Here is an 11661-nt window from a genome sequence, read left to right as displayed (position 1 = left end):
GTATGAAACAGATTCAAATTAAACAGTGGCTGCTGATCCTTGCTGCAACCGTTTTAGCGGGTTTGACTGCGCTGGGCATCAATAGCTGGCTCAGCCAGCAGCAGGTGTCCAGCCAAGTGAATAAGGCCGGACATTTAGCTCATCAAAGTAATGTACTCGGGCAATTGCGGACTAAAGTCGTCGAAGTCACTTTGCTGGCAATGGACAATATTGTGGATAAAGATGAGGGCAAGGTACAGCCGGAGCGCGTGGCAGAAGGGCAGGCCTTAATTACCAGTATTGAGGCTGCGATTGGGCAACTGGATGATCCTGCTAGTCAGGCCCTGATTCGCGAAAAATTTGCCCGCTTAAAAGAGGCTGCGCTGATTGATCTGCCTAAGCTGATTGAAACCAAAGCCGATGAAGCGGCTTTTGCCGCCAGTGATGACAAGATTGATGCTGCGGGTGCCGAGCTTTCCAATCTGATCGGTGAGATGGATAGCAAGATACAGTCGCAATTTAATCAAGCACAAACTGAAGAACGCGGGGCTTTGGATGCGTCCACGCGCAATATGCTGATTTTATTTGTGCTGGTTGGCTTGGCTGTGTGTGCGGCTTTGTGGTGGATCGCACGCAAGATTTATCAACCGCTGGAAATGGAGCCTGCCGATTTAAGTCAGCTGGTCGGGCAGATCGGTGCAGGTGATTTAAGTCAGGCGATTCAGTTTCAAAATTCAGGCTCCTTGCTTGCTGGCGTGAGCCAGATGCAAAGCCAGCTTAAACATGTGGTGCGTGCGATTCGGCAAGTATCCGATCAACTTGGGCAATCCGCCAGCGGCCAGGATGCCCGGGTACAAAACCTGCTAAATCGTGCCGAAACGATGAATCAGGCGGTAGCAGGAATTCAGCACAGTATTGCGCAAACCAATTCCGGTCTGCAGCAGATGGAGCAGGGGACTCAGCAGGCAATTGGCTTGGCGCGTGAAGCGGGTACTCACGCTTCAGATGGGATTACGCGCGTCAAAACCGTAGCAGGTAGCTTGCAAGTGCTAGCTGGCGGGATTAACACTGCCGCATCTGCAGTACAGGAGTTGGGGGATAAAACGGAATCCATCTCCAGTCTGGTGACCAGTATTCGTGAAATTGCGGATCAAACGAATCTGTTAGCCCTCAATGCGGCCATTGAAGCCGCTAGGGCGGGCGAACAGGGGCGTGGCTTTGCGGTTGTCGCCGATGAGGTACGCAAACTGGCCGAGCGCACCACACAAGCCACTCAAGATATCGTGGCGGCCATTAGTACCATTCGCGATCAAACCGCACAGGTGGTGGCGGGTATGAATCAGAACGTGAGTCTGGCGGATCAGGGTTTACATGAAACGCAGGTCGCGGAAGAAACAATGAGCCTTATTGTGAATAGCAGCCAGGATGTCGTACATGCGGTGGATGATTTACTCAGTGTGATGGCAGTGCAGGCCGAACAAACCCACGCTGTGACACGTTATGTGGATGAAATTGATCACAATGCACGGGAAAACCTCAGTACTTTCAGTGGGGCAGCTGAGCAAGCGAAAAAGTTGAGTGGACAAGCTAGAGATTTAGAACAAGCTGTCACTAAGTTTAGGCTTTAAATGGGTATCTCGTTCTAGTCATTGCATTATTTGGGTTTTATTTTGGTACTGTAGTGGGGTATGTAAAAAAGCGCTCAATCAGAGCGCTTTTTTTAGTGCTGATGCTTTTGCAGTACCAATTGATCCAGGGATAAAAATAATTTTTGACTGGCATTTTCAACACTTTGAAACTGCGCCTGAATTTGATGTTGTAACTGTGGATCGTCTGGCCAATTGCTATCGGCCAGCTCAACAACCTGATGCATGGCTTGGTAGAGTAATTGCTGGGGTGCCGCCAATTCACGGAAGGCACTGTACTGGTTGTAATCGCGTAGGCTATTAACACTGGCATACCAGTGGCCAAAAACGCTGTCATTTGCCTGCAATTGCAAGGTTTGCTGAGCTTTGCGAGCCAAGTCCCCGCCCATGATGTTGATATAGCCGTTCTGTTTGAAGTACAAAATTTCCACTTTAGCTTGTGAGGTGTGGCAGACATCTTGTACGTAAGCAATGCGTTGTAAGGCTTGTTTGGCGCGCTGTTCACTGCTTTGGAAGCGCTGCTCAATCCCTGTGACATGCTCGCCAGACTCGTGGGCCATTTGCCGCATAGTGCTGCTCACCTGACTGATGCTGGTGGCTTTTTCCTGTAATTCACCCATTACCGACCCGATCTCACTGGATGCGGTTTTGCTGCGTTCGGCCAATTTGCGTACTTCATCGGCGACCACTGCAAAGCCACGCCCCTGTTCACCCGCCCTCGCCGCCTCAATAGCGGCGTTGAGTGCCAGCAAATTGGTCTGGTCGGACAGATCGGCAATCATATTCACTGACGAGCTCACTTTGGCGGCAAGGTTGCCAAAGCCATCTACCGCGGCGCTGGTTTCATCAATATGCTGAATCATCGCCATTAAGGTATTAATCAGTTGCACAACTTGCTGGCGACTATCTTCGGCATCGGCCACATTTTGACTCGATAAGCCCGCCAGATCATCGGTGGCGCTGGCAATACCGACCATATCGCCTTGGGTCATTTCCAGATTTGCTAATAAATTGCGGGTATTGAGCTCACCGAGTTGCGATAGCAAACCATTACGCCGCTCTTTAAACGCATTTTTTTCCAGCACGAGAAGTGATTGATTGGTGCGATCCAGTGCGGCACGAAACTCGCCGTGTACGCCGACTGGCTGAGCTTTGCGAAAAAATTTACCTTGGCTGGCCATTTGTAACGTGGTTTGCTGCTCACGAAAACAGGCTTCCAGCTGATCGAGCATGTCATTAATGGCCCAGCTGATCCGGCCAAATTCATCGGTGCTGGGGATATGTACAATTCGCTCGGTGACTTTGCCTGCTGCAACATCACCGGCAATCCGCTCGATTTGCTGCAGCAGTGCCATATCGGTGCGCGAGCGTAAAACATACAGATGCCCGGTGACGATGCCGGCCAGCAGCAGTATTAAAGACCAGCTTTGAAAGCCTTGTAGGTACCAAGACACTAAAAAATGAATCCCCAGCAGGCTGCACAAGAAAATAACGACTAGCGTTACCCTAGAGTGAAAGGACAAGCTCTTCATAACTCACTCCATGTTGTTGCAGTACCGAGCCTAGCAACGCAAGCGAAGCAGCACATGCATCGCGTGGGCCGGCTTGCTGCTCTGCTGCGAGCATTTGCTGGTATAAACCCGTACAGGTATCAACTGCTGAACGTTTAGGGCAGCGGCGTACAGAAAGATACCCAATGATGTTGCCGTTGCTATCGTAATCGGGTGTTACATTGGCAAACACCCAGTAATAGCTACCGTCTTTGGCCATATTTTTGACATAGGCAAAGACTTCCTGCCCGCTGGCGATGGTGTCCCATAGGTATTTGAATACCCCGCGTGGCATATCGGGGTGGCGAATAATATTGTGCTGGGCGCCGAGTAACTCATGTTCGGAATAGCCGGAGTATTCAATGAAAATCCGGTTGCCATAGGTGATCCGACCTTTAGTGTCGGTTTTGGAGACGATAAAATCATTTTCGCGCATGATTTTCTCGTGCTGCGTCGGGATGATGCGGCTTTTCATCGTAGATTGCCTTATTGCAGCGACTTGGTGGCAAGCTGCCAAAATTCGATTAAATCCAGTCCTTCCTGACTCTGGGCGCGGATGCGAGCCGCTTCGATCGAGGGAAGATTTTCTTTCAGGGTATTGACCACAATGGGATCTAGTTTTCCCTGATCTTTGAGTTCATCGAGCATGGCGAGTACTTCGGAAGGGCGCATGCCCGAGCGGTAAGGGCGATCTTCGGTTAGGGCGGTATAAACATCGGCTACGGCCATAATGCGCGCGCCCAACGATAATTCAGTGCTAGTACGGTGATAAGGATAGCCACTGCCATCGAGCCGTTCATGATGACATGCGGCCCATTCGGTGACATCTTCCAAGCCTTTGATCATGCTTAGAATGTCCAGCGTCAGGTAGCTGTGTGAGCGCACCCGCGCCATTTCTTTTTCTTCCAAGATGCCTTGTCGTTCGATGTACTCGTTGGGTACTGCGAGTTTACCCAGATCATGTAGATAGCCGGCCATCCGCATTTTGGTGCATTCTTGCGCGCTCATTCCTAAGTTGCGGGCAATGGTTTCGGCGGTAATGGCCACCCCAGCAGAATGGGTAGCGGTGAAATGGCTGCGAGAGTCGATGACGAGGGCGAAAAACTGGGCAAATTGCAGCATTTGCTCCAAGTCCAGATCAATGTTATCGAAAGGTGCCAAATCCATCAGAATCCGGTCTAGATTCTTAGAAAATATGTCGAGCCAGAAGCTTTCCTGTTGTGCTGTTTTGCTAAATGCCTCAACAAACAACGGGTGAAATTTGCGCCCACTTGCATCGCATATTTGTTCGACGATTTCGGGAGCTGCACCAAGGATATTATCTTGGCCTTGTGCCAATACTTCGATGCGATCGGCCAGATAAATTAGATGGCTCATCAGCGGTACGGCTTTGCCTTCATGCTGCGCTCCCTCACCATAATTCCATTGCACATGGTGGCAATGCACGAGCGGTGCGTAGCGGTTAAAGCCGGGAAAGCGTGATAGTAATAAGCCGCCAAGTCGAGCATGTGTATGGGCATCGTGCTCTTCAAAATCCAGCATGGCGAGGCGGTCATGCAGACCAATTGCACCGATGTCGTGAAAAATCGCAGCGCCAAAAACATCTTGGTAATCATTGTCATCCAGCGCCATATTACGGGCAATTTGTGCGGCAATTAGGCAGGTGCGTTTCTGGTGCGATCCCAAGGCGGGGTCTAGCAAGTCCAGCGCCGTAGAAAGCGCGCAGATCATATCGAATAGCCGGATGCGAAAGGTTGAGATGACATCGCTGGTCACTTCATGGTTATACATGGCCAAGCCTGCCAATGATTGAAAGAGGTTATTCGTTTTAGCCTAAAAAATACTTTCTCCCCCAAAAAATGTTGCAGCGCGCAGTAAACTGTAGACCCTAGCAATCGCCGGGCGTGGGAATATTGCCGCACCAGATGTGAGCATCATCATCGGCTGGTGCTGCTATCTGGCCGATACTGAGGCAATACTGTGAATAAGGAAAAACTATGAAATCGTATGTAGCCGGATTTATGGCGCTGGTATGCAGCTCGGCAATTTGGGCAGCGGGTGGCTGGCATGAAGGCGATTATTATCGCCAAGGTGAGCGGGTGCATTATCGCGGGCAAGTGTATGAAGCGCTGCAAGGGCATGAAGCCACCAAAGGCGCGAATTGGAACCCAGAAGCCGCACCATCGCTGTGGCGAAAAATCGACCGCGAGATGGCTCCTGCTGAGCAAGGTAGCTGGCGCGAGGGGCGACAATACTATAAAGGCCAGTTAAGTACTTATCGTGGCCGCACCTATCGCTGCTTGCAAAGTCATAAGGCTGAGAAAGGGGCGGGCTGGAGCCCTGACCGTGCTCCTAGCTTGTGGGAAGATTTAAGAGGGCAGGATTATCCTCAGCCTCGATAATGGGGTATATGTCGGCATCCCTTTAATAACATTGCTTAAAGAAAAATACTCCACAGTTAAATGCTAAGCTGAGGTGTGATGAAAAAAATTGTTATCGCGCCTGATTCGTTTAAAGAATCATTAAGCGCCAAATGGGTGGTGCAGATCATTGCCAACGCGATGGCTGAAATATTGCCTGACGTGCAGTTGATTGGGGTTCCGCTGGCGGATGGGGGCGAGGGCACAGCGGCGACATTAGTGGATGCCACTGCTGGTCAATTGCAGCAGACTATCGTGCGTAACCCGTTGGGGAATTTGATTCATGCCAGCTGGGGCTTATTGGGCGATCGGCAAACTGCGGTCATTGAAATGGCCACGGCCAGTGGTCTGGCACTCATCCCGCCCGCGCAGCGTAACCCTTGTTTGACGAGTTCTGCCGGTACCGGCGATTTGTTGAAAGCTGCTTTGGATGCGGGGGCGCGCCGCTTTATTTTGGCACTGGGCGGTTCCGCGACTAATGACGGTGGCGCCGGGATGTTGCAAGCACTTGGGGTGGGGCTGCTGGATTGTGACGGACAGCCAATCATCCCGGGCGGTGCTGCGCTGGCTCAATTGGCGCGCATTGATCTGACCGATATAGATTCGCGCCTCGCTGACTGCGAATTCGAGATTGCCTGCGATGTGGATAATCCACTGATCGGTCAGCGCGGGGCTGCCGCTGTTTTTGGCCCGCAAAAGGGGGCCACGACTGAAATGGTGGCCATTTTAGATGCGGCATTGGCTCATTATGCGGCGGTGATTCAGGCTCAGTTGGGGAAAGCTGTGTCAGCCCTGCCGGGGGCAGGGGCTGCTGGCGGCATGGGCGCTGCGGCTTTGGCATTTTTGCCCAATGTGTGTATGCGGCGTGGCGTCGATATTGTGTTGCAGGCGACTCAACTCGAGCAGCACTTGGCCGATGCAGATTTGGTGATCACGGGTGAAGGCTGTCTCGATGCCCAAACCATATTGGGTAAAGTGCCAATCGGAGTGGCGCAGTTAGCCAAGCGTTATGCGGTGCCGGTAATTGCCATTGGCGGTTGCGTACGTGCCGATGTAGCGGCCGTGTATGCGCACGGTATTGATGCCGTTTTTTCCTGTGTACCTGCCGCTATGCCACTGGAGAGCGCGCTTGCCAATGCCGAGCAGCACTTGGCGCATACGGCACGTAATGTCGCCGCTGTTATAAGGCTGCTACAAAAATAAATGGGTATATCGGTGTGGGCTTTATTTTATATAGTTTTGGTTGAGATACATTGGGTTGGTATTGTTGGTTGCCTTGACACAGGGCGCTCTTGCCAGAGCTGCATCTAATTTCAGGTACGGAATTTCGATACCAAATCGGCCATGCGTTTGGCTAGGTTTTCCAACTCGGTGACCGAGTGCGCCACTTGCGTGATCGAGTGGTTATTTTCTTGCGCCATATTGCTAATGTGCTCGATGTTTTTGGCAATATCGGTACTGGCGGCAGCTTGTTCACGCGTTGCGTCGGCAATCACAATGACATCCGATACCAGCTCGCGGGTTTCGCCAGAGACAGCGCCAATTGCATCGCTGGCCTGATGTGAAATCGACATACAACTGGTAATCTGGCTGCGCGTGCGCTGCATGTTTTGATCCGAGCTGGCAATTTCGTTCTGAATATCGCTCACAATGTGGCTGATTTCCTGCGTTGCCTCACCAGTACGGGCGGCTAATTTGCGTACTTCATCGGCAACCACGGCAAAACCTCGTCCCTGCTCGCCAGCGCGTGCAGCTTCAATTGCCGCGTTGAGTGCCAGTAGATTGGTCTGATCCGCAATGTCCTTAATCGCACTCAGGATTGCATCCACTTTGGCCGATTGTTGATTGAGTTTGCTCATCGAATCCGATAATGCATCTACCGACTGATTCACTTTATCGATTTCGTAGGCCACATTTTGCACCAACTGTTGGCCTTGCTCGGTTGCTTGTCCGGTACTAGCGGCGCTGGTTTCAAAGTGGTGGGCACTTTCGGCGATATGTTGAATGCTGACGGTGACTTCTTCCACGCTGGCCGCGGTGGCAGTGGATGACTCAGCTTGCTGGTGCGAAGCATCTGCCACTTTATCGGCCACCGTGCTTAATTGTCGGGCTGCCACACCCACGGCTTCGCTTTCTTGGCGCACTTGTACAAACATTGTGCGTAATCGTTCCATAAAGTGATTAAACGCTTCGCTGGTACGACCAATTTCATCATGCGATACAACAGTAAGGCGGCGTGTTAAATCGCCTTCGCCCCCTGCTAGAGTTTCCATCGCCACGGCCAAGCGCGCCAGCGGTGCAGTTAATACCGTCAATATGGCGGCCAATACAGCGAGCAACAGTACGCCAGCGATGACTCCAACAATAATCGCGTGATTGCGCGCTTTCACGGCATCAGCCACGATTACTTCTTTGGGAATTGCGACCCCCAGCCCCCAGTATTGGCCGGTATTCCCGACCTGAATAGCGCGCCAAACGTGGAGCACGCCATCTTTTTCGTAGTCGAGTGTTTTGCCGGCTTGTAGCTGGGTCATTAATTCGGCCGGATACTGCTGGGCATCCATCGCTTTACCCAACAATTGGCTATCTTGATTGACCACGTACAAACCGCCATTGGAAATCAAGGTTAGGTGGCCAACACCAAATGGTTTGTATTGGCTAAAAATGGTTTGCAGCCGATCTAGTGGTAGATCAACAGCGGCAATGCCCAAAAAATCACCCGCCGGATTTTTCATCGCTACGGCCAGCGACGACATTAAAATACTTTTGCCTTGCACATCGTAGGGAAACGGCTCGGTCACAGTATCGCGCTTACGCGATTTAGGTACAAAGTAAAAATCCCCCAGCCACTTTCTTCATAACGTGGTTTATAGCCAGTGGGGTTAGTACGAAATGGTTCTGCCTCGGCTTGTTGTTTGCTGCCTAGCATCACATCTTGTGCCACCTTGTCGCCAGAGCGCGTGATGTAAGGCATGTAGCGGCCGGTGGGGTCGTGACGGGGCCAGTCTTTGGCGTATTCCGCATCTTTGCCATCTAAGGCATTGGCCTCCATCAGCATCCATAAACCAGAGGCATCCGGAAAACCGCCGAGTAATTTCATGATCATTTGATCGAGGGTTTTGCGATCGGGGAAGTTGCCACCCTTGAGTCCCATGACGGCATCGGCCAGATGCTTGGGCAGCATAAAGCCTTGTGCGAAATTGGCCTCGATCTGCTTGGCATAGGATTCCGTTTGTTCATACGCGCGCGCCTTGCCAACACGTTCGGCATCCTGATAAACCTGACTAGCAATCACCCAGATCATCGCCGTGATGCCAACTACAATGGCCAAGGTTGCAGCCAGCAGTACTTTGGCGCGCATTGGTAATGTGGAGAGAAAAGTCTGCATGGTGCTTCCTTCGCCGAACCGCCAGATCGGGTTCTATTCTCTTTTCATAGCAGCTTGTCAGCTACTTAGGTAAGAAAATGACGGAAGGGAGTTATCACAGAGAAGGGGTTGTTTATACCGAAAGGCTAAAGCTGCAGTGTGTGCCATGTCCGCAGAGCAGACATGGCAGGGAAAGGGCTTACTGGATTTTGAGCAATTCAACTTCGAAAATCAGTGTGGCATTGGCAGGAATCACGCCAGGCACACCGCGCTCGCCATAAGCCAGTTTGGGTGGACACACCAGCTTGGCCTTTCCACCCTCTTTGATTTTCTGCACACCTTCAGTCCAGCATGGCACCACGCGTGAGAGCGGGAAGGTCGCAGGCTGGCCGCGTTTATACGAGCTATCAAATTCCTTGCCATCCGGTAAAGTGCCACGGTAATGCACGGTTACTGTATCTAGGGCTTTAGGGTTAGCGCCCTTGCCTTCAACTAAGGTGGTAATTTCAATGCCGGATTCAGTTTTAATTGTCTTGGCAGGATCAGCGGCTTGTGCCGTAGTGGCAAGCCCGGCGATCAGCAGGGTGGCAAACAGAGTTTTCATGCGTTTTCCTATTAGTGGTTAGGGTATTGCTTTGCAGTTATTGTTCAGATTGAGCTACGAGAATATACCTATCAATTGACGACTTGCCCCATGCGCAGCAATGGGCGAGGCTCAACCAGTACATTATGTGTGTTGTCCGACACCCAAGTTTGGCCGTCCTGAATCGTAAATTGCAATTGCATGGTGCGCTCGGTCATTTTCGCGAGTTCCGCCAAGGTATCGGCATCCACGCCGACCACATTTAAATGCTCAAAGCGGGTGAGCTGGCCTTTGATGCCGTCAAACCAAATATCGACCACGCGCGCGCCGTAGGCGTAAATCCACACCTCAGCTGAGCGACCACAGGCCTTCTTGATGCGTTTTTCATCTGGCATGCCCAGATCGATCCACTGCTCGATCGCTCCGGTCAGATCCATTTGCCAGATATCAGGCTCATCATCTGCGCACAGGCCGCGTGTTAGTTCCAAAGATTCGCTGGCATGTTGGGCGAAGGCAACCAGGCGCAGCATCATGCGCTCGTCGGTTTCAGAGGGATGGCGCGCCAGAGTCAGGTGATGCGTCGCATAGTAATTGCGATCCATATCGGTAATGTTTAGCTCGGCTTTAAAGACGGTGGATTTGAGGGCCATGGGTGGAAGATAGCGAATGCAGAAAAGCGTGTAGTTTAACTGCTTACGCACAGGCTGTATTTATGCATTTGCATGGTGGTCATTTTGGAGTTGTGAATCATTAATGTTTATTTAGAATGTGGCAATTAATGCAATTGGGAATTGATCTTGTTATCACTGCGGCGTAAGATTTATTCAAACAAATCAAGCAACAATTTCAAATTGAGAGCGCCCATGCTACGTGCAATTTTACTGACACTCACGACTCTTATTGCCACGACAGTGGTTCATGCGGAAACAACCGCCTTAACGCTCACTGCGCGTGCAAATGGCTTTGAACCCGCAACGTTGAATGCCCCTGCAGGCAAAGCGATCGACTTAACCGTGGTGAATGATAGCAAAGCGGCAGTTGAGTTTGAGAGCAAACCGCTGCGGCAGGAAAAAGTGATTGCACCGAGCAAAAGTATCGTAATTCATCTCAAGCCATTAGCCGCTGGCGAATACAAATTTGTGAATGAATATCTTGAAGACAAAGTGCGTGGTGTGCTGGTCGTGAAGTGATTATTGCCTCGCTTCCCGCATTAGCGTCCGCCATTGAGGCCGTGCGATGCGGTATTGAGATGCGGGCAGAGTCAATCAAAGTTACACAAGGAGTACCTTCATGGGCAATGCGCTGTTTATTGTTTGGCGAGAAAGCGTTGAGGCGATGCTGGTGGTCGGGATTTTGTTCGCCTGGATTCGCTCCAATGATGTCAAGCAAGCGTTGCCGTGGTTGTGGGGGGGCGTAGCCGCGGGGATTGCGTTGGCATTGTCTTTGGCGCTGGTGATGCTGGGAATTGCAGATTCACTCTCGCCTGAGCAAATGGATTATTTCCAACTCGGCATGGTTTTGGTTGCTGCTGTGCTGATTGTGCAGATGGTGCTGTGGATGCGCAAACATGGCTGCACATTGAAAAAAGAGCTGGAAAGTGGCATGGCCAGTAGTGCGAAGCAGGCTAATTGGTGGGGTATGGTGGCGCTGGTGGCGATTGCCGTGGGGCGCGAAAGTGCTGAAACCGTAGTCTTTCTGTATGGTCTTGGCATGAGCGGGAGCAATACTGGCCAATTTGCCTTGGTAATCGTGGCCGGAATAGTTCTGGCAGGCGCGACATTTTGGCTATTACAGCAAGGCTCTAAGTGGCTATCATGGCGTGCTTTTTTTCGCTTTAGCGAAATCATGCTGTTGATGTTGGCCTGCGCCATGTTGATGAATGGGGTCGAGCGGATGATGAATCTAGGATGGTTGCCCACTTTACGCGATCATCTATGGGATAGCAGTGTGTTATTGGATGACTCGACTAAATTGGGTGGAACGATTGCTGCATTGACGGGTTATCGCGCCCAGCCGGCCTTAACGCTGGTGCTGGCATTCTTGGCATATTGGTCAAGTATCACCCTGCTGTTTCGTCGCAAAGGCTAAGCGATTCTGCACCATATGCAAGGGCAAA

General features: G+C 51.4%; 12 protein-coding genes. 5 read left to right on the top strand and 7 right to left on the bottom strand.

Annotated features, from left to right (window positions below):
• Positions 1 to 2 precede the first annotated feature (2 nt).
• A complete protein-coding gene (locus HZU75_RS07200) occupies positions 3 to 1607 on the top strand; it encodes a methyl-accepting chemotaxis protein (RefSeq protein WP_180308455.1) in 1605 nt (534 codons plus the stop codon).
• Positions 1608 to 1699: 92 nt separating this feature from the next.
• Here the strand turns inward: HZU75_RS07200 and HZU75_RS17645 are convergent, their stop codons facing one another.
• The 3 genes from HZU75_RS17645 to HZU75_RS07185 are packed head-to-tail and all read right to left on the bottom strand — an operon-like array spanning position 1700 to position 4966.
• Positions 1700 to 3157, bottom strand: a complete 1458-nt coding sequence (locus HZU75_RS17645; protein WP_180308454.1) for a methyl-accepting chemotaxis protein — start codon at positions 3155 to 3157, stop codon at positions 1700 to 1702.
• Entirely contained in the window at positions 3132 to 3650 is a 519-nt protein-coding gene (locus tag HZU75_RS07190; RefSeq protein WP_180308453.1) for a PAS domain-containing protein, read from the bottom strand. Before HZU75_RS07190 ends, HZU75_RS17645 begins: the two co-directional genes overlap by 26 nt.
• An 11-nt stretch (positions 3651 to 3661) precedes the next feature.
• Positions 3662 to 4966 (bottom strand): HD-GYP domain-containing protein, encoded by a 1305-nt coding sequence (locus HZU75_RS07185; RefSeq protein ID WP_180308452.1) that lies wholly within the window; start codon positions 4964 to 4966, stop codon positions 3662 to 3664.
• A gap of 206 nt (positions 4967 to 5172) precedes the next feature.
• Here HZU75_RS07185 and HZU75_RS07180 point away from each other — a divergent pair, with 206 nt between their 5' ends.
• On the top strand, positions 5173 to 5577 hold the full coding sequence (locus tag HZU75_RS07180; protein WP_180308451.1) for a carbohydrate-binding protein: 405 nt from the start codon (positions 5173 to 5175) through the stop codon (positions 5575 to 5577).
• 78 nt (positions 5578 to 5655) lie between these two features.
• Positions 5656 to 6798 carry a glycerate kinase family protein gene (locus HZU75_RS07175; RefSeq protein WP_180308450.1) on the top strand — a complete coding sequence of 381 codons (1143 nt, stop codon included), beginning with the start codon at positions 5656 to 5658 and terminating at the stop codon, positions 6796 to 6798.
• A 110-nt stretch (positions 6799 to 6908) separates the two neighbouring features.
• Here the strand turns inward: HZU75_RS07175 and HZU75_RS07170 are convergent, their stop codons facing one another.
• The 4 genes from HZU75_RS07170 to HZU75_RS07155 form a co-directional block, all read right to left on the bottom strand.
• Positions 6909 to 8396 (bottom strand): methyl-accepting chemotaxis protein, encoded by a 1488-nt coding sequence (locus tag HZU75_RS07170; protein ID WP_180308449.1) that lies wholly within the window; start codon positions 8394 to 8396, stop codon positions 6909 to 6911.
• Positions 8393 to 8983 (bottom strand): PDC sensor domain-containing protein, encoded by a 591-nt coding sequence (locus tag HZU75_RS07165; RefSeq protein ID WP_180308448.1) that lies wholly within the window; start codon positions 8981 to 8983, stop codon positions 8393 to 8395. The genes HZU75_RS07170 and HZU75_RS07165 overlap by 4 nt, the downstream gene beginning before the upstream one ends.
• A 178-nt stretch (positions 8984 to 9161) precedes the next feature.
• Positions 9162 to 9566 carry an FKBP-type peptidyl-prolyl cis-trans isomerase gene (locus HZU75_RS07160; protein ID WP_180308447.1) on the bottom strand — a complete coding sequence of 135 codons (405 nt, stop codon included), beginning with the start codon at positions 9564 to 9566 and terminating at the stop codon, positions 9162 to 9164.
• A gap of 71 nt (positions 9567 to 9637) precedes the next feature.
• Entirely contained in the window at positions 9638 to 10195 is a 558-nt protein-coding gene (locus HZU75_RS07155; RefSeq protein ID WP_180308446.1) for a YaeQ family protein, read from the bottom strand.
• 213 nt (positions 10196 to 10408) lie between these two features.
• On the opposite strand from HZU75_RS07155, the gene HZU75_RS07150 reads away from it, so the two are divergent.
• Together HZU75_RS07150 and HZU75_RS07145 are read left to right on the top strand one after the other, a co-directional pair.
• A complete protein-coding gene (locus tag HZU75_RS07150; RefSeq protein ID WP_180308445.1) occupies positions 10409 to 10735 on the top strand; it encodes a cupredoxin domain-containing protein in 327 nt (108 codons plus the stop codon).
• A 100-nt stretch (positions 10736 to 10835) separates the two neighbouring features.
• Positions 10836 to 11633: an FTR1 family iron permease gene (locus HZU75_RS07145; RefSeq protein WP_180308444.1), complete on the top strand. Its 798-nt coding sequence runs from the start codon at positions 10836 to 10838 to the stop codon at positions 11631 to 11633.
• Positions 11634 to 11661 lie beyond the last annotated feature (28 nt).

Origin of the sequence: Chitinibacter fontanus (assembly GCF_013423785.1) — a bacterium.
GTDB lineage: Bacteria > Pseudomonadota > Gammaproteobacteria > Burkholderiales > Chitinibacteraceae > Chitinibacter > Chitinibacter fontanus.
This window is presented reverse-complemented; position numbering and strand designations above follow the sequence as displayed.